Genomic DNA, 17,893 nt, shown 5'->3' on the forward strand with positions numbered 1-17,893 from the left:
TGCGCACTCTTTAAACGGGGTCAAAGTCGAGGTCCTTGTTGCGAGCAGGCGCATGCGGAGGACTCAAGCCGCCTTCATGGTCCCGGTCGACTGCTCCGCCCAGACGGTCTTGCCGTGAGGGGCGTATCGGGTGCCCCACTGTTCGGCGAGGCTCGCGACGATGAAGAGCCCTCGGCCCGACTCGTCGACGGTGCGGGCATGCTTGACGTGCGGAGCGCTGAGCGCGGCGTCACAGACCTCGCAGGTCAGCATCTGGTCCAGGATCAGGCGGAGTTGCAACGGAGGAGCGCCGTAGCGGGTCGCATTGCCGACGAGTTCGCTGACGATGAGTTCGTTGGTGAACGCCGTCTCGTCGTCCAGACCCCAGGTCTGGAGCTGTCGACGTGCGGCCCTGCGGGCGATCGGTGCGGCTTCGGACCCCGCCGGCAAGCCGCAGGTCATCACCCGCTCACCGGGCAGCATCTTCGTACGGGCGAGCAGCAGCAGGGTCTCCCCCGTGCGGCCGCGCTGCGTGTAGGCATGCTCGATGCCGTCGCGCACCCTTGGCAGGGGGCCGCTGAAGGCCTCGTCCAGAAGGGGCCGCAGCGCACCTGTGGGCGCCATGGCCTCCTCCGCCAGGGCAGTCGTGCCCATGGCCAGCGTGCTTCCCGCGGACAGGGAGACGGTGGTCGCCGGGAAGGGAGCGGCGTCCAGGGCGGCCAGTGGTGGCCCCGGAGGGACGGGGAGCGTGGACGAGGTGCCGTCGGGGAGGATCACGACGGGTTCCGGCAGGCCGGCTCGGGCGATGGTGCAGGTGAGCTCGACCGGGTCGTAGATCGCGATGGCGCAGTCGGCGGTGAGCGGCTCATGGACGAGGGGGTCCATGGGCGGCAGCGCAGCGCGTGCGGCGACGAGGCGGGCCGTGGTGTCGCTGAGCCGGGCCAGGAGCTCGTCGGGCTGCAGGTCCAGGGCAGCGAGCGTGTGGACGGCCGTCCTGAGCAGTCCCATCGTGATGGCTGCCGGGATGCCTTCCCCCGCCACGTCGCCGACGACGAGGGCGGTGCGCGCGCCGGGAAGCGCGATCGCGTCGGACCATGCGCCACCGCCCTCCTCGCCGGGAACGTGCAGGGAGGCGAGCTCCACGGTGGGCCGGTCGGGAAGTTCTCCGGGAAGGATCTTGCGCTGAACGCTGGACGTGATGATCCATTCGCGCATGTACAGGCGTGCCCTGTCGATGCAGGGTGCCGCATGGGCGCACACGGCGGACGCCACGGCGAGGTCGTCCTGCGCGAAGCGGTCTTCAGGATCGTCGCGACAGAAGCTGACCATGCCGAGAATCCGGTCGTCCATCACCAGCGGCGCCACGATCAGCGAACGCGCCTCGGTGTTCTCGACGAGGGCGGCCCGCACCGGGTCACCGGCCGGCCAAGTGCAGTCGGTGTCGATCTGCAGGAGGCGGGGCTGAAGGTCCGAGAGAACGTGCGAGAACGGGGTATCGGCCGGCAGCGGATGCACGGCTCCGACCTGGGACACGGGCCGAAGCCCGTGTACGGCCGCCTGGCGCAGCAGCACGCCTGGTCCGACCGGCACCTTGGGAGGTGCCTCGCCGCGCACCGCACTGTCCACCATCTCGACGACTGCGGTGTCCGCGAAGGCCGGCACCACGGCCTCGGCGAGTTCCAGGCAGACATCGCCCAGGTTCAGCCGGTGCCCCATGGTGGTGCGCACCTTTTCCAGGAGCGCCTGGGACCGAAGCGCTCGTTCGCGTTCGGTGACGTCGGCGGCCAGTGTCACCAGCCCGAGGACTGTGCCGCCCGAGTCCTCGAGGCGCAGGAAGGAGACGGAGAGCACGCGGCGGCCGAGTCGGGCTGATCTTTCGGTACCGCGCACGAGCCGGTTCACCACCGGCACACCGGTTTCGAGGACGCCCCGCGCCACCGCGGCCTCCTCCTCAGGGGCGGCGAAACCGCACACCTCGCTGAAGGACGCCCCCAGCGGCCGCCCGGCGGGCGGGTCACGTCGCAGTCCTGCCGGGCGGCCGGCGCGCACCATGCGCAGCTCATCGTCGAAAACCCAGAGCTCCGCCGAGGAATGCGCGAAGAGCGCCCGTACCACTGCCGCGTCCAGCGTCGTCGCACCGTCCCCTGCCGCGAGCACCCGCCACACCAGGGAATCGCCCTGGAGAGTGGGCTTGATGAGCAGGGCCCCCGCGTCGGGGCACCCTTCGCGGGGCTGTCCGTCGTCGGTGCAGAGCTTGCGCATGAGTGCTTTCGCGGACTGGCCGACCGCTTCAGCTGCGGACCAACCGAACAGTTCTTCCGCCGGCTGCTCCCACGCGGCCACCCGTCCATCCTCGTCGATGAGCAGAAGCACGTTGTCGTGGGTCATGCGAAAGCACCTCCGTGCCGATCGCGGGTCCACCCGCCCGACACTCGCGAGTTCGGCCGAGTCCGCCTCTACCTGCGCTTTCACCCAGCACTCTAGTTGCTGCGACGCCCTCGCGAGGGGGCGAGAGACCCGGTGCGAGGCAGTGCAGCCCGGTTATGCCGGATGATCTGGATACCTTCGTCACACTTTCCTTTGTCACGATTACCTTGTGCGCGAGCTAAGCGCGACGTAGGTTTCCTGTCATGGATCGAGCCCCAGGGACGATCCACCCCCACCCCGGACACCTGCCGTCACGGCCTCCGGGACTGCGGACACCGCCGATCCGGCCACTGCCGCAGACAACCGAGCCGACCCGGTCGGCGCCCCCACACCAGAAATCAAGGACACCCCCCATGGACCTGAAACTCGAAATGATCGTGCTGCCCGTCTCCGACGTGGACCGGGCCAAGGCCTTCTACGAGCAGCTGGGCTTCCGCCTGGACGTCGACTACACCGCCACCGACGACTTCCGCGCCGTCCACCTCACCCCCAGCGGCTCGGAGTGCTCGATCATCTTCGGCGAGGGCATGACCACCGCCGCCCCGGGCTCCGTCCAGGGCCTGTACCTGATCGTGTCCGACATCGCCGAGGCCCACGCCGAGCTCTCCGCCCGGGGCATCGAGGTCAGCGACGTCTTCCACGACGCCGGCGGCCTCCTCCACCACGGCCACCACGCCGGTGACGTCACCCACGACGGTGAGGGCCAGCAGCGCCTGTCCGGCCTGCACCCCGAACGCGCCTCCTACGGCTGCTACCTGACCTTCAGTGACCCCGACGGCAACGGCTGGGTCCTGCAGGAGGTCAAGACGCGCCTCCCCGGACGCTGACCACCCGACCGGCAGCTCGACGGCACACCCAGTCACCAAGCACTCATGAACGGAAGCATGATGAACGAGACCGCCCGTACCTACGATGTGATCGTCATCGGCGCAGGACCGGTCGGCGAGAACGTGGCCGAACGTACCCGCGCAGCGGGGCTCAGCACCGTGATCGTGGAGCGTGAACTGCTCGGCGGCGAATGCTCGTTCTGGGCATGCGACCCCAGCAAGGCCCTGCTGCGTCCCGTCGTGGCGCGTGCCGACGCCCGCCGCGTACCCGGGCTGAGCCATGCCGTCGACGGACCGCTGGACGTGGAAGCCGTCCTCGCCCACCGCGACAAGATGTCCTCCTACTGGAAGGACGACGACCAAGTCGACTGGCTGGAATCGGTGTCGGTCGATCTCGTACGCGGCCACGGCCGGCTGGACGGGCCCCGCAAGGTCAGCGTGCAGACACCCGAAGGCGACACGGTCAGGCTCACGGCGCGGTACGCGGTGGCCGTTTCCACGGGGACCGGCGCGGCTCTTCCCGGCATTCCCGGGCTCGAGAACGTGCGGCCCTGGACGAGCCGGGAAGCGACCAGTTCGGACCGGGTACCCGCGCGTCTTGTCGTGGTGGGCGGCGGCGTCGTGGCCGTCGAGATGGCCACCGTCTGGCAGGCGCTCGGCTCCCAGGTGACGATGCTGGTTCTCGAGGACGGGCTGCTGCAGCGGATGGAGCCGTTCGCCGGTGAACTGGTCACCGACGGGCTGCGCGAAGCCGGCGTCGACATCCGGTTCGGGACGTCCGCCGCTTCGGTAGGACGTGAGAACGGCGAGGTGCGCGTCTCCCTCACGGACGGCGGCGAACTGGTCGCCGACGAGATCCTCTTGGCGACCGGACGAGCGCCACGGACCTGGGACCTGGGTCTGGAGACCATCGGCCTCACCCCGGGCGACTGGCTGAAGGTGGACGACACCTTCCGTGTGACCGACGTCGCCGACGGCTGGTTCTACGCCGTCGGCGACGTCAACCAACGAGCCCTGCTGACCCATCAGGGCAAGTACCAGGCCCGCATCGCCGGCACCGTCATCGGCGCCCGGGCCAAGGGAGAACAGGTCGACGACGCCCCCTGGGGCGCGCATGTCGCGACGGCCGACCGGACGGCCGTGCCCCAGGTCGTCTTCACCCACCCCGAAGTCGCATCCGTCGGCCTGACCACACGTGAGGCCGAACAGAGCGGCCGCCGGATCAAGGTGGTGGACTACGACCTCTCCCACGTCGCGGGCGCACATCAGTACGCCGACGGCTACCGCGGCCAGGCGCGCATGCTCATCGACCTCGACCGCGACACCGTCGCCGGCGTCACCTTCGCCGGCCCCGGGGTCGGAGAGCTCCTGCACTCGGCCACCATCGCCGTCGCGGGCGAAGTGCCGATCGACCGACTCTGGCACGCCGTCCCGGCCTTCCCCACCATCAGCGAAGTCTGGCTGAGGCTGCTGGAGACCCACCGCGGCTGACAGAGGGTCTGTCGACGTCGCGGCACTGTCCCCGCCTCACAGGCCGGAAGGACCTCATCACCGCGGCGGCCGTCGTCCACCGTCCACATGGCGCCGGCAGCCCCGGCCGCCTGGCAGGACCCATCCGGGCCACTCGCCCCACGGGCACCTCTCCGTGCCGTCCCCCCTGCCGATCGCCCCATCCCCACACGCAAGAAGCCAAGGAAAATCGAGATGCCTGTCACCCCTGACAACACGTCGATCCGACCGTTCACCTTCGAGGTCACCGACGCGGAGCTGGAGGACCTGCGTTCACGCATCAAGGCGGCGCGCTTCCCGGAGAAGGAGACCGTTGCGGATCAGTCCCAGGGCACACAGCTGGCGACCGTCAAGGAGCTGGCCCGGTACTGGGCCGAGGAGTACGACTGGCGCAAGGTCGAGGCGAAGCTGAAGTCGGTGCCGAACTTCATCACCGAGATCGACGGCCTGGACATCCATTTCATCCACGTCCGTTCCAAGCACGAGAACGCGATGCCCGTGATCATCACGCACGGCTGGCCCGGCTCGGTCGTCGAGCAGCTCAAGCTCATCGAGCCGCTCACCGACCCCACCGCCCACGGCGGCAAGGCCGAGGACGCCTTCCATGTCGTCATCCCCTCCATGCCCGGCTACGGCTTCTCCGGCAAGCCGACCTCCAAGGGCTGGAGCCCGGAGCGCATCGCCCGCGCCTGGGCCGAGCTGATGAAGCGTCTGGGCCACACCGAGTACGTCGCCCAGGGCGGCGACTGGGGTGCCGTCGTGACCGACCTGCTGGGCGTGCACGAGCCCGAGGGACTGCTCGGCATCCACACCAACATGCCCGGCATCTTCCCCCCGGCCATCGAGCAGGCCATCGCCGTCGGCAACCCGCTGCCGGCCGGGACCGTACTCGCCGACGAGGAGGAGAAGAAGGCGGTCGAGCAGCTGGACTTCGTCTACCGGCATGTCTACTACGCCTACATGATGGCCTCGCGTCCGCAGTCGCTGACCGGCCTGGCGGACTCCCCCGTCGGCCTGGCGGCCTTCCTGCTCGACCACGACGCGGCCAGCCTGGCCATGATCACGCGGGCCTTCGACGGCGTGCCCGAGGGCCTGTCCCGCGACGACGTCCTCGACAACATCACCCTGTTCTGGCTGACCAACACGGCGATCTCCGCCGCCCGCCTCTACGCCGAGAACACCACCCCGTTCTTCGGCGCCAAGGGCGTCAAACTCCCCGTCGCCGTCAGCGTCTTCCCCGACGAGCTCTACGCAGCCCCCAAGAGCTGGGCCGAGCAGGCGTACCCGAACCTCGTCCACTACAACAAGCTCCCCAAGGGCGGCCACTTCGCCGCCTGGGAGCAGCCGGAACTCCTCGTGAAGGAGATCCGCGACGGGTTCCGCAGCCTGCGGTAGCCCCGTCGCCCGGGGGCCGGCACGGGTCCTGACACCGACAGGGCGGCTGACTCGCTCCGGCGTGAGCCGTTCGACCGCCCCTCTCCTCGCACCCGTCCGCCCCGCCCACGTATCGGGGGCCCGACATGACCGCCGACGCGGTCGGGCTGCCTCGCGCAGCCGGACTCGCGGCATGTCGCCCAAGAGGTGTGACACCTCGCGCGCCTCGATCGCCGACGCCGGGGTTGTGTCTATCGTTGCGCTGCCGGGCCTTCGCGAGGGTCGGCGAAGACACAGGAGCAGCCATGAACGACACCGCTCGCACATATGACGTCGTCGTGATCGGGGCAGGCCCCGTCGGCGAGAACGTCGCCGACAGGACCCGGGCCGCAGGGCTCAGTACGGTCATCGTCGAGAAGGAGTTGCTCGGCGGTGAGTGTTCGTTCTGGGCATGCGAGCCGAGCAAGGCGCTGCTCCGGCCGGTACTGGCACGCGCGGATGCCCGCCGTGTGCCGGGACTGAGGCGCGCGGTCGACGGACCACTGGACGTGCCCGCCGTCTTCGCGCACCGCGACGACATGGTCAACCACTGGCACGACGAGGACCAGGTCGAGTGGCTGAACTCCGTCTCCGTCGACCTCGTGCGGGGCCACGGCCGCCTCGACGGGCCTCGTCAGGTGGTGGTGACCACCCCGGAGGGCGGGACGGTCCGGCTCGACGCCCGTCACGCGGTCGCCGTGTGTACGGGTACGCGTACCGCGCTACCGGACCTTCCCCGTCTGGACGGCATCCGTCACTGGACCAACCGCGAGGCGACGGGCGCCGATGCCGTCCCTCGTCGTCTGGTCGTCGTCGGCGGAGGGGTCGTGGCCGTCGAAATGGCCACCGCCTGGCGTGCGCTCGGTTCCGAGGTGACGATGCTGGTCCGTGGCGACTGCCTGCTGACGCGGATGGAACCCTTCGCCGGCGAGATGGTCGCGGAGACCTTGCGCGAGGACGGCGTCGACCTGCGTTTCGGGGTCTCCGTCACGTCCGTCGCACGGGACGAAGGACCCGACGGCGCGGTGCACATCGGGCTGTCGGACGGCGGGCAACTGGACGCGGACGAGATCCTGTTCGCCACCGGCCGGACACCGCAGACCGACGACATCGGCCTGCAGACCATCGGGCTGGCTCCCGGCGGATGGCTCACCGTCGACGACACCTTCCGTGTCAGCGCAGTCGAGGACGGCTGGCTCTATGCGGTCGGCGATGTCAACCATCGGGCCCTGATGACGCATCAAGGCAAGTACCAGGCGCGCATCGCCGGACCCGTGATCGGCGCGCGCGCCCACGGCGAACCGGTCGACACCCAAAGGTGGGGTCCGCACATCGCGACCGCGGACAGCGCCGCCGTACCCCAAGTGGTCTTCACCGACCCGGAGGTCGCGTCGGTCGGCCTGACCGCACGCGAGGCGGAGAACGCCGGAATGCGCGTCGAGGTGGTGGACCACGACTTCCGCGGCGTGGCCGGGGCACACCAGTACGCGGAGGGGTATCGGGGCAAGGCCCGCATGGTGATCGACCTGGACCGGGGCACGGTCGTCGGGGTCACTTTCGTCGGTCCCGGTATCGCCGAACTGCTGTATTCGGCAACCGTCGTGGTGGCCGGCGAGGTCCCCGTCGAGCGGCTGTGGCATGCCGTCCCCGCATTCCCGACGATCAGCGAGGTGTGGCTGAGGCTGCTCGAAGCCCATCGGGGCTGAGCAACGAGTTCGGTCAGCGGCCGGGGAGCCGCTCCTTGACCTCCTGCAGGAGCCACCCGTTGCCGTCGGGGTCGCTGAACGAGGCGTACGTGGCGTAGCTCCTCCCGTCCGGTGCGGGACCGTCCACCCGTACCTGCGCACCCGTGTCGTAGGTGTTGTGGTAGGCCTCGCTCACGTCCACACCTCTTCCGAGGAGGTCGGCGCGGGCCTCCTCGATGTCCTGGACCACCAGGTAGAGACCGTGGGCGGAGCCTGGTGCCGCTGGGGTGACGCCGCGGCCGAAGTGGATCGAGCATTCCGATCCGGGCGGCGTCAGTTGCACGATCCTGTACTCCGGCCCGGCTTCGTAGTCCGCGTCGAGTCTCCATCCCAGCGCTCGGTAGAAGCGCAGGGCTCGGTCGACGTCGGCGACCGGGAGGGCCGCGACCTCGAACTTCATCGTCGTCGCGGGCGTTTCGACACCGCTCGCCGCGGCTTCCTGTCCTGCCTGTGAGGTGCTCATCCCCACCTCCTTGCCGCGTGTCCGCTCAGGGCGTGGCCCGCGGACGGCCGTGCTGAGGCAGCACACCCGAATCCTGTCCGGGGCCGCCCGCACCACCTGTAAGACAATTCTGGCTTAGCCGACATGAAAGTTCAGCCGGAGCCGTCCGACCCCGCCAGGGGAATCAGCCGGCGGACCGTTCGAGGACGGACACCCAGACGATACGGGCCGTCGCAATCCGTGACGCCGCGTCGCGGAACATCAGGTCGGCGGTGCGAGCCAGGTCGCGCCGTCGAGCCGATCTGGTGGTGGGAACAGGGCCGTACAGCCAGAATTGAGACCAAAGAGGCAATGAGCCCATGACCCTGCGCCGCAAGGTCACTGTCTCGTCGACGGAAGGTGGACGGGCATGCGGCACTACGATCTCGTCATCCTGGGGACGGGCAGCGGCAACATGCTGCTCAACGAAGAATTCGATCACCTTCGCACCGCGATCGTGGAGCCGGGCCGCTTCGGCGGCACCTGTCTCAACCGCGGCTGCATACCCAGCAAGATGTTCGTCATCACCGCCGACGCGGTCGAGGAGGCACACGCCGCGACGCGTCTAGGAGTCCACGCGAGCGTCGAACCGGTCAATTGGAAAGCCATCCGCGACCGGGTCTTCGACCACATCGATCCACTGCACGAAAGCGCCGTCGACTACCGCAGGAAGAAGGGAGTTGACGTCTACACCGAGCCGGGACGCTTCGTCGCGCCGAAGGTGCTTCAGGTGGGAGACGAGCAGATGACGGCGGACACCTTCGTCGTCGCGGTCGGATCGCGTCCCGTCCTACCCGACATCCCCGGCCTCGACACCGTGGCCTATCACACCTCCGACACCATCATGCGGATCGACGAGGTGCCGCCGTCCATGGTGGTGCTCGGCGGCGGTTTCATCGCAGCGGAGTTCAGCCACGTGTTCAGCGCTTTCGGGACGGATGTCACGATCCTGCAGCGCGGGCCACGCCTGCTGATGGCGGAGGACGAACAGGTGTCGGCCCGCTTCACCGAACTGGCGTCCCGGCGTCACCGCGTGCTGCTGAACGCGAAGGCCACGTCCGTCGCACCGTCCGAGAGCGGGGTGCAGGTCACGGTGACGTGCCCCGACGGCACGCATGCCATCGAGGCCGCCATGCTGCTGGTCTGCGTCGGCCGAAGGCCGAACACCGATCGACTGGACGCCACTGCCGGCGGGCTCGAACTCGACGAGCACGGTCACATCGTCACGGACGGCACCTACCGCACGTCGGTGGAAGGTGTCTGGGGACTCGGCGACGCGGTGAACCACTTCCAGCTCAAGCACATGGCGAATGCCGAGTCGCGAGTGGTGCAGCACAACATCCTCCATCCCGAGGACCTCCGTACGCTCTCCAACAAGCTCGCTCCGCACGCGGTGTTCACCAACCCGCAGATCGCGAGCGTCGGCCTGACCGAGCAGGAAGCGCGTCGCCGCAAGCAGGACTGCCTGGTGAGTGTCCGCGACTATTCGGCGACCGCGTACGGCTGGGCGCTGGAGGACACGACCAGCTTCGCCAAAGTCCTGGCGAATCCCGTCGATCGCACGATCCTCGGTGCCCACATCATCGGCCCCCAGGCCGCCACGCTCATCCAGCCGCTGCTCCAGGCGATGATGCTGGGATCGACGGTGGACCAGGTCGCCCGGGACGTGCTCTACATCCACCCGGCTCTGACCGAAGTGGTCGAACAGGCCTTGCTGGATCTGTAGGCGAGGACACCGGCAGCCGGCGAGTCGTCCGGGAGGGACGACGGGGCCTTCGCGGCCTCAGGACCGCGCCGGAGCGACACACATGCCTTGCGGCCACCCCTTGACGCTTGGCAGGGGCCGGACCCTGCTTCGTCGCCGCACACGGAAGGCCGACGAAGCCGCGGAGCGCTTGTCACGGGAGGCCCGGTGGACGCCGGAATCGGCCCTCGCCGCCAGCATTCACCTTGCATACAAGTAAACCGTGAGCGTTTTGGGTGCGAGTGCAGTGATCGGGCCCGATGCGGGGATCACGGGACCACTTCGCCCCGAGAGTCAGCGCAGGAAGTACGACCAGAACGGGATCGCGGCGTACCGATCGTCGTCGGGCGTGGTCAGCACGGGGCCACCGAACTCGTTGCGGAAGGAGTCGATCGGATCGACGCCGTAGTGGACGATGTCCGTCTGGTACATCGGCAGCACGGGCGTACCTGTCCGGTCCGGGTCTGCCGGCAGGTACCGGTGCGAGTAGACCGGCACCATCACCGGGACCTCGGCCAGGTGCGTGCGGGCGACCTCCAGGGCGTCCGGAACGTCCGCGGGGCGCGGATCCCAGTCCTCGTGCCAGAAGTCGTTGCACTCGACGTCGAACAGCACACCCTCGACCGGCCAGGCCAGCCGCTCCGCGTCGCCGTCCGGCCAGTAGGCGGTTTTCCCCGCGGCGGCCTCTCGGCCGGCGATCGCCCCGCCTCGGCATGGAGAACTCCGGCCGCCTGAGCCGGCACCGCCGGGTGGTCGAACGTCGGCCGGCCGACGGGTCGGAGCCTGGTGCACGGCGGTGCCGATCATCTCGATGCCGGCAGCGGTGCGCAGGGGATAGCCTCTGGCCATGCCGAGCTTCGAGATCACACCGATAGGTACGGTCCGGAACGACAGGACGGACGTCCAGCACACGGACAACTGGGGTGCCGTCCGCAGCACGATCACCGTCGACGAGCGCTTCGGCGAGGCATGCCTCCAGGGGCTGGAGGGCTTCTCCCACGTGGAAGTCCTCTTCGTCTTCGACCAGTTCGCGGAACTCGACGACTACCGCGAACCCAGCCCCTACCGAGGTCGCTCCGACCTCCCGCCGGTCGGCGTCTTCGCCGGCCGCGGCCCCCGCAGGCCGAACCGTATCGGCGTGACGTCCTGCGCCATCGAGTCCGTCCACGGCCGCGAACTGACGGTGGTGGGCCTCGACGCGGTCTCGGGCACTCCCGTCATCGACCTGAAGCCGGCGATGGAGGAATTCCGCCCCGTGGACATCAAGCAGCCGGAATGGGTCAGCGAGCTGATGTCGGAGTACTTCCAGCCGTAGGACGTGCCGACGGAGTGGTACGTGCCGCCCGGCCACCCGGGAAGCATGTGCGAACCGGGCGGCAGGCCGGCGTGGTCGCCTGGTCGGCCGCCCTTGTGAGGCGGAGCGTCTCTACAGCTGCTCGAAGTGGACGAACGGGTCCAGGACCTGCCCGGCGGATCATGTGACCACTAGGGTGCGACGATGGAACGCGCAACCGACGTACCCGAAAGCCTCGTTCAGCCGGCACACCGGGACCGGGCGAACGACTACGACAGCTTCGCCGAGGCGTACTCGGCGGAGAACGAGGACAACCTCGTCAACGCCTACTACGAGCGGCCCGCGATGTTGGCCCTCGCGGGAGATGTGACGGGGCGTCGGATTCTGGACGCCGGCTGCGGCTCGGGCCCCCTCTCCGCCGCACTGCGCGAGCGCGGTGCGGTCGTCACCGGCATCGACGCCAGCGCCGGGATGCTGGCGCTGGCCAGGCGCCGGCTCGGTGCCGACGCGGACCTGCACGTGGTCGACCTGGGCGAGCCGCTGCCGTTCGCCGACGGCGCTTTCGACGACGTGGTCGCGTCACTGGTGCTGCACTACCTCGAGGACTGGGGGCCGACGCTGGCCGAGCTGCGGCGAGTGCTCAGGCCCGGCGGCAGGCTGATCGCGTCGGTGGACCACCCCTTCGTGGCCTACACGTTCCAGGATCCACCGCCCGACTACTTCGCGACCACGAGCTACACCTTCGACTGGACGCTCGACGGGACGCCCTTCCCGATGAGGCTCTGGCGCAAGCCCCTGCACGCGATGACGGACGCCTTCACCACCGCCGGTTTCCGTCTTTCCGTCATCAGTGAGCCGCAGCCCGACCCGGCCGCCCGTGAACTGTTCCCCGACGGCTTCCACGACCTCTCGACCAGGACCACGTTCCTGTTCTTCGTCGTCGAGGTACCGCCGTCGGCCGCCGGTACGGACGGCTAGCCGGTCGCCGACCGCGACGGTGCTGTGGTGCGATACCCCGGCGATTTCTACTTGCAAATCGCAAGTAACACTGTCAAGGTGGACGCCGCCACTTGCGAATCACAAGTGTCGGGTGAGAGAGATCCATGACTGTCCGCACAGCGCGGTCGCCCGGCGGACTGCCGCAAGGGGCCGGCCCACGGGGAGGAGTGCCCGCCACTGAGCGGGAGTGCCCCCGCAAGCGATCAGGTCTGTCGGCGGTCATAGAGTCCAACATGGGACGCCGGTCTTCCATGCCGCACGTCCGGCCAAGGATGGGAGAAAGACGCGATGTTGAAGGCGGTGGGCGTTTCGGCCCACGAAGCCGACGTGTACCGCACCCTTGTCACCACCGTCACGGCATCGGCGGAGGAGATATCAGCGACGACGGGCGCCGAATCTGCCGTGGTGCAACGGCTTCTCGCGGCACTGGCCGAGAAGGGGCTCGCCCGGGCGGTGGAGGGCCGGCCGGGCCGGTTCGCCGCCAACCCTCCCGAACCCGCCCTGCTGCCGCGGCTCGAGCGCCGCACCAACGACCTCGAAAAGGCACGCCTCGCCGTCACCGACCTGACGGAGACCTACCGCCGCCACGCCTGGGCCCGAGGCCCGGTCGAGATGATCGAGACGATCACCGGTGCCGAAGCGCTGCGCCAGCGGCTGCGCCAGCTCCAGGAAGGTGCCCGCGACGAGCTGCTGTGGTTCTGCAAGGCGCAGTACGTCGCGATGCCGTCGGGGACGAACCAGGCCGAGTTCGAGGCCCTGGCCCGCGGCATCAGATACCAAGTCCTGTACGAGCAGGCATTCTTCAGCGATGCCGACGCCGTTGACAACGTAGTCAGAGCCGTCCGCGTCGGAGAGGAGGCACGTGCCGTGCCTGCGCTGCCGCTCCGGATGGCGATCGCGGACCGCAGCGTGGCCATCTGCCCCCTGGCACCGGCCGGCTCCGTCGCGGACCCCGACGATGTCACGGCCCTGGTGATCCGCGGGGGAAGTCTGCTGGATGCGCTCATCGCCCTCTTCGAGCGCTACTGGGAGGCAGGGACCCCGCTGCGGGTGACATCGGAGGGCCGGATTGGCGAAGCCGGGGAGGCGGCGCCCGACTCTGCCTCGCCGGCGCCGGAGGACCGGCATGTGCTGTCCCTGATGATCGCCGGGTTCACCGACGAATCGATCGCCACACGCCTGGGTGTCAGCAAGCGGACCGTTCAGCGGCGCATCCAGAGCCTGCTGAACCTCGCCGGGGTCGCGACCCGGATACAGCTCGGCTGGCATGCCGCACGCCGTGACTGGCTCTGACCCCCGGCCGGCGGGGCGAGACCGAGAAGGTGCGGTCGGCGCCCCACGCCGACCGCACCGTCCAGGCGGTGCCGCGCTGCCTCCCCACAAGGCGATCGCGTCACCCACACCGCCCGGAGCCCTCGGCTACCTCACGCCGAACGCGCGGACCACCGTCTGCTCCACCTTGTTGCCCGCGCCGTCCCAGGCCTCGGCGCGCAGGGACACGAAGCCGGAGCGGGAGGTCAGGCCGCGGCCGAGACGCACCTCGTAGGTGCCGTCGCGGTGGAGCGAGGCCGGGACGGAGGTCCAGTGCCCGCCGTCGTCGGTCGACGCCCAGACCCGCATGCCCTTGACGTGCGGGCCGGTCCAGCCGTCCTGGTGACGAGCCGTCACCCGCAAGGTCGTCGACGACGCACGCTTCACCTGGTTGCGGGTGTCGACCGGGGCGTCGTAGTCGAGGAGCAGCAGGGGCAGCAGTTGCTCCTGGCCCGACGCCGGCGGTGCGGACCGGAACGACCAGGAGGTGTCGGTCCTCGTCGAGAAGGTCCAGGCGGGCGAGTCGCGGAACGTCTCCAACTGCAGCCGGTAGAGGGCCTCCCCCTGCCCGGCCGGGAAGTCGCCCCACGGTCGGGCCTGGTCGGCCACCTGCGTGCCGTCGCGGTAGAGGCGCGTACGCACCTGATCGGTCTCGTCGTCACCGGCGAAGCCGTAGTGGTGGCTCTCACCGTCGCTCATCTCCGCGAGCCGCAGAGCGATGGTGTCGCCCTGGCGTACCGAGCGGAATCCGGGGTTGCCGGTCGGGGCGGACGGGCGGACGACCGATCCGTACCAGTTCTCGCGCAGGTGCTGGCCGGCCGCGTACTGGTGCAGGCCGCCCGTCATTCCTCCGCCGACCGAGCCTTCGGTGTCCCACGGGGGCTTGTGCGCGATTCTCTCCAGCCACACGGTGTCCCCGGCGCTGATCGTCTCGACCCGGGTCAAGGGCAGCTTCACGTAGGACCGGTTGTCCATCGCGAACGACGTGTCCTGCCAGGGGCGCCACGCGAACCGCTGTTCGATCGTCCAGGCCTCGGTTCCGGGCCGGTGGAAGCGGGATTCGACCGTCGCGGTGTCGGACGCCTTCACCGTGTAGGTCAGGCGGTCCGGTACGGCGCCCTTCTCGGACAGGGTCAGATCGTAGAGGTACGGGCTGGCAGACGTGCCGGACAGGTCCAGCGTGGCCGACTGGTGCTTGTGCCGCTTCAGCCAGGCCAGGAGTTTCTCACCCTGCTGCTGCGGGAGGTGCATGGCGGTGATCGGGTCGCGTTCGCCGGTCGGGTCCCAGCGGGACCACACCGGGAGCGGGAACTCGTTGATGATCACCAATGCCTCGGCCCCGGTCTTGGCCACAGCGGCCATCTGGTCCGTGGACCCGCCGGACGTGTGCATCAGCACTGCCTTGCCCCTCAGGTCTCGGCCCGCCAGTGAGTCGGGCTCGACGTAGACCAGGGGCAGTCGGCGTGTGCCGTCGACGGCGGGCGAGTGCGCGAACAGCACAGGGGTGAGTTCCGGGGTGTGCTTGCCCTGGACATGAACCTGAAGTCGGGGAGCCACCATCCGCCAGCGCGAGTAGAACTCGAAGGTTCCCTTCTTGACGGGTGTGGTGGGTGTGGCGGAGACAGTGCGGACGGAGTCGAAGTCGATCGTCGTGGTGGAGATCTTCCGGGTGCCGACGGCCCGGTAGGAGCCGAAGTGGATCATGCCCTGCTGTTCCGACGCCTTGGGCGTGCGGACCTGGATGGGGCGCGCCGTTCTGGCGTCGAGCGTGATCTCCTTGTCGGAATCGAGCTTCAGCTCGGGCCGCAGGACATCGGTGTAGTGGTAGCCCTTGACTTCGGTCTGATACACCAGGGCCTTGAAGAAGTACGTGTCTTCCGGAAGCGTGACGCGGGCGACTGTGCCGTCGGGCCCGGGCAGGGCGTAGCTCAGCGTGTCGAACCGGTAGTCGGAGCCGTAGAGTTCCAGCGACGGGACCGCTGCGGGGTTGCCTTCACCGTCGACGAAGTGCATCGTCAGCGTGCGCATCGCGCCCCGCACCGTCACCGCGAGTGCGGTGTGCACGGCTGGTGTTCCGTCGTCCGGAGTTGCCGTCACATAGCCCGACCAGCGGCCCCGCTCCAGATCCGCAGCGTGCGCCTCGATCGGCACCTGGGCGGTCTCGCCCGGCTCGACGGTGACTGTCGGAGTGCTCGTGGTGATCGCGTCGGCCGGGGCGGTAGATCCATCACGCTCCACCTGAAGCGACAGGGTGAGGCGGACCGGCTTCGAGGAGACGTTCGTATATGCGGTGGTCCGTGTCGTCGTGCCGCTGTCGGGCCCGAGCACACCGAGGTCCAGTGCCCCGGTGCCGACCACGGTTCGCGCGAAGGCCCCCGCGACGTCCACACGACCGCCGCCCTGCTCGTCCACGCTCTGGCCCGCGATCACCTTCGACGAGCCGACCAGCGCGTTCTTGATGTCCTGGGGCTTCCACTTCGGGTGACGCTGCGCGAGAAGAGCCGCTGCGCCGGCAACGTGCGGCGTCGCCATCGACGTTCCCGACGCCGAGGTGTAGAGGTCGTTCTCCGGGGTGCCCATCCGGGTGCCCGCGGCGCGCGCGGCGACGATGTCGACGCCTGGCGCCGTCAGTTCGGGCTTGACGCTGTCGGTCTCACCCACGGGGCCGCGGCTGGAGAAGCCGGCCAGGTCGTCGTTGCGGTCGACGGCGCCGACGGTGAGGGCGCTCGGGGCGGTGCCGGGCGAGCCGACTGTTCCCAGGCCTGGGCCTTCGTTTCCAGCCGCCACGACGAACAGGGTGCCGGTCTCGTCGGTCAGGTGCTCCACCGCCGTCACGAGCGGGTCGTCGCCGTCGGCCGCGGGACCGCCGAGGCTCATGTTGACGACTCGGGCGCCCGAGTGGGCGGCCCACTCCATGCCGGCCAGGACGTTGGAGTACGCGCCGGAGCCGGTGTCGTCCAGCACTTTGCCCACGAGCAGCTCTGCGTCGGGTGCGACGCCCTTGCGGGTGCCGTTCGCCGCCGCGCCCGAACCCGCGATGGTCGCCGCCACATGAGTGCCGTGGCCGACCGCGTCGCGGGTGCTGTCGCTCGCGCTGAAGTTGTGCGTCTCGCCGATGCGTCCCGCGAGATCGGGGTGGGTGGCGTCGATGCCCGTGTCCAGCACGGCGACCTTGACGCCCTTGCCGGTGACCCCGGTCTTCCAGACTTCCGGGGCACCGATCTGCGGCACGCTGTGGTCCAGCGACACCCGTACCTTGCGGTCGAGCCAGATCTTCTCCAGGCCGCCGGCCAGACGGGAGGCGGCGGGGCGCTTCTGCGCCTCCCGGAGGTCGCGCGTGCTCGCACCGCGTGAGGTCTTGTCCGCCGTCCCCGTGACGGTGTCCCAGAATGTGTTCAGGTCGCCCTTGGCGGTGGTGACCGCCACACCGTCGATGCTGTCGAGCACCCGTCGGCGCTCCGCACCCGCGGGCGCCTTCTGCGCCGAGAGGCGGGTCGACCGGCCGTACCGCAGCAGCAGCGGCAGCTTCTTGGCGTGGGAGTCGTCGTATCCCTGCGCGATGAGGTCCGTCACGTTGAAGAGCGCGGGGTCCAACTGCCCCGAGGACAGGTAGGGAATGGCGCTGTGAGGGGTGACGTACACCCGACCGTCGACCTCACGTGTGCTGAACCCGCCGCTGTCATGTTCTGTCGCGGGATGCACGGCGGCCACCTGCCGGCCGTCCGCGTACCGGGTCACCGTGACACGGTCTCCCGTGATCAGTGTCACCCTGTGCACGGACGGACGCAGGGCACCCGGAGCACGTTCCGATCCGGGCGCGCTCGGGCCGACGCCGGGTGCGGCCGCTCCCATGAGGACCGCCGCGACGGTGGCCACCGTCACCGAGCGGTACTGCGGCGCACGCGCAACACGCCGCCACGGTCTGCTTATTGATCTCATGGGGGGAAAGCGTGGCGGGAAGCAGGCGGTCGGTCAGCAGCTGGGCCTGTCGGACCCGCGCCAAGTCACCTTTGCGCCAGTGGCTCTGAAGGCGCGGGGGGGGCCCCCCCCCCGGGGGGGGGGGGGGGGCGCCCCCCCCCCCGGGGGGGCGGCGGGGGGCCCCCCCCCCCCCCCGCCCGCGCGGGGTTGGGATGGGGGGATGGTGGGGGGGGGGGGGTGGACACC

At 69.6% G+C, this 17,893-nt stretch carries 12 protein-coding genes; 8 read left to right on the forward strand and 4 right to left on the reverse strand.

The window, feature by feature from the left end:
- Positions 1 to 63: 63 nt before the first annotated feature.
- Entirely contained in the window at positions 64 to 2,367 is a 2,304-nt protein-coding gene (locus tag ACZ4IF_RS39370; RefSeq protein ID WP_467572353.1) for a SpoIIE family protein phosphatase, read from the reverse strand.
- A 392-nt stretch (positions 2,368 to 2,759) separates the two neighbouring features.
- Between ACZ4IF_RS39370 and ACZ4IF_RS39375 the strand changes: the two genes are divergently transcribed.
- The 4 genes from ACZ4IF_RS39375 (at position 2,760) to ACZ4IF_RS39390 (ending at position 7,861) form a co-directional block, all read left to right on the forward strand.
- Positions 2,760 to 3,233 (forward strand): VOC family protein, encoded by a 474-nt coding sequence (locus tag ACZ4IF_RS39375; protein WP_467572356.1) that lies wholly within the window; start codon positions 2,760 to 2,762, stop codon positions 3,231 to 3,233.
- A gap of 60 nt (positions 3,234 to 3,293) precedes the next feature.
- Entirely contained in the window at positions 3,294 to 4,724 is a 1,431-nt protein-coding gene (locus ACZ4IF_RS39380) for a dihydrolipoyl dehydrogenase family protein (RefSeq protein WP_467572397.1), read from the forward strand.
- A 213-nt stretch (positions 4,725 to 4,937) separates the two neighbouring features.
- Positions 4,938 to 6,137, forward strand: a complete 1,200-nt coding sequence (locus ACZ4IF_RS39385) for an epoxide hydrolase family protein (protein WP_467572358.1) — start codon at positions 4,938 to 4,940, stop codon at positions 6,135 to 6,137.
- A gap of 284 nt (positions 6,138 to 6,421) precedes the next feature.
- The gene (locus ACZ4IF_RS39390; RefSeq protein WP_467572361.1) at positions 6,422 to 7,861 is read left to right on the forward strand and encodes a dihydrolipoyl dehydrogenase family protein; all 1,440 of its coding nucleotides are present in this window, start codon (positions 6,422 to 6,424) and stop codon (positions 7,859 to 7,861) included.
- Positions 7,862 to 7,874: 13 nt separating this feature from the next.
- Here ACZ4IF_RS39390 and ACZ4IF_RS39395 read toward each other — a convergent pair whose 3' ends face one another.
- On the reverse strand, positions 7,875 to 8,300 hold the full coding sequence (locus tag ACZ4IF_RS39395; RefSeq protein WP_467572401.1) for a VOC family protein: 426 nt from the start codon (positions 8,298 to 8,300) through the stop codon (positions 7,875 to 7,877).
- A gap of 451 nt (positions 8,301 to 8,751) precedes the next feature.
- On the opposite strand from ACZ4IF_RS39395, the gene ACZ4IF_RS39400 reads away from it, so the two are divergent.
- Positions 8,752 to 10,107 carry a mycothione reductase gene (locus ACZ4IF_RS39400; protein ID WP_467572364.1) on the forward strand — a complete coding sequence of 452 codons (1,356 nt, stop codon included), beginning with the start codon at positions 8,752 to 8,754 and terminating at the stop codon, positions 10,105 to 10,107.
- 312 nt (positions 10,108 to 10,419) lie between these two features.
- Here the strand turns inward: ACZ4IF_RS39400 and ACZ4IF_RS39405 are convergent, their stop codons facing one another.
- On the reverse strand, positions 10,420 to 10,974 hold the full coding sequence (locus tag ACZ4IF_RS39405; RefSeq protein WP_467572367.1) for a hypothetical protein: 555 nt from the start codon (positions 10,972 to 10,974) through the stop codon (positions 10,420 to 10,422).
- Here ACZ4IF_RS39405 and ACZ4IF_RS39410 point away from each other — a divergent pair.
- From ACZ4IF_RS39410 to ACZ4IF_RS39420, 3 genes are all read left to right on the forward strand, one after another.
- Positions 10,973 to 11,440 carry an SAM-dependent methyltransferase gene (locus ACZ4IF_RS39410; RefSeq protein ID WP_467572370.1) on the forward strand — a complete coding sequence of 156 codons (468 nt, stop codon included), beginning with the start codon at positions 10,973 to 10,975 and terminating at the stop codon, positions 11,438 to 11,440. The genes ACZ4IF_RS39405 and ACZ4IF_RS39410 overlap by 2 nt on opposite strands.
- Positions 11,441 to 11,623: 183 nt before the next feature.
- On the forward strand, positions 11,624 to 12,397 hold the full coding sequence (locus ACZ4IF_RS39415) for a class I SAM-dependent methyltransferase (protein WP_467572372.1): 774 nt from the start codon (positions 11,624 to 11,626) through the stop codon (positions 12,395 to 12,397).
- A 309-nt stretch (positions 12,398 to 12,706) separates the two neighbouring features.
- The gene (locus ACZ4IF_RS39420; protein ID WP_467572376.1) at positions 12,707 to 13,711 is read left to right on the forward strand and encodes a helix-turn-helix domain-containing protein; all 1,005 of its coding nucleotides are present in this window, start codon (positions 12,707 to 12,709) and stop codon (positions 13,709 to 13,711) included.
- Positions 13,712 to 13,837: 126 nt separating this feature from the next.
- On the opposite strand, the gene ACZ4IF_RS39425 is transcribed toward ACZ4IF_RS39420, so the two are convergent.
- Positions 13,838 to 17,668, reverse strand: coding sequence for a S8 family peptidase (locus tag ACZ4IF_RS39425; protein WP_467572378.1), 3,831 nt, complete (start codon positions 17,666 to 17,668; stop codon positions 13,838 to 13,840).
- Between the last annotated feature and the right edge of the window lie 225 nt (positions 17,669 to 17,893).

The sequence above is a fragment of the Streptomyces sp. NPDC025784 genome (assembly GCF_055558435.1).

Bases quoted from the DNA above. Each gene is read 5' to 3' on its own strand.
- ACZ4IF_RS39370 (WP_467572353.1), bottom strand. From the start codon at position 2,367: ATGACCCACGACAACGTGCTTCTGCTCATCGACGAGGATGGACGGGTG.
- ACZ4IF_RS39375 (WP_467572356.1), top strand. From the start codon at position 2,760: ATGGACCTGAAACTCGAAATGATCGTGCTGCCCGTCTCCGACGTGGAC.
- ACZ4IF_RS39380 (WP_467572397.1), top strand. From the start codon at position 3,294: ATGAACGAGACCGCCCGTACCTACGATGTGATCGTCATCGGCGCAGGA.
- ACZ4IF_RS39385 (WP_467572358.1), top strand. From the start codon at position 4,938: ATGCCTGTCACCCCTGACAACACGTCGATCCGACCGTTCACCTTCGAG.
- ACZ4IF_RS39390 (WP_467572361.1), top strand. From the start codon at position 6,422: ATGAACGACACCGCTCGCACATATGACGTCGTCGTGATCGGGGCAGGC.
- ACZ4IF_RS39395 (WP_467572401.1), bottom strand. From the start codon at position 8,300: ATGAAGTTCGAGGTCGCGGCCCTCCCGGTCGCCGACGTCGACCGAGCC.
- ACZ4IF_RS39400 (WP_467572364.1), top strand. From the start codon at position 8,752: ATGCGGCACTACGATCTCGTCATCCTGGGGACGGGCAGCGGCAACATG.
- ACZ4IF_RS39410 (WP_467572370.1), top strand. From the start codon at position 10,973: ATGCCGAGCTTCGAGATCACACCGATAGGTACGGTCCGGAACGACAGG.
- ACZ4IF_RS39405 (WP_467572367.1), bottom strand. From the start codon at position 10,974: ATGGCCAGAGGCTATCCCCTGCGCACCGCTGCCGGCATCGAGATGATC.
- ACZ4IF_RS39415 (WP_467572372.1), top strand. From the start codon at position 11,624: ATGGAACGCGCAACCGACGTACCCGAAAGCCTCGTTCAGCCGGCACAC.
- ACZ4IF_RS39420 (WP_467572376.1), top strand. From the start codon at position 12,707: ATGTTGAAGGCGGTGGGCGTTTCGGCCCACGAAGCCGACGTGTACCGC.
- ACZ4IF_RS39425 (WP_467572378.1), bottom strand. From the start codon at position 17,668: ATGAGATCAATAAGCAGACCGTGGCGGCGTGTTGCGCGTGCGCCGCAG.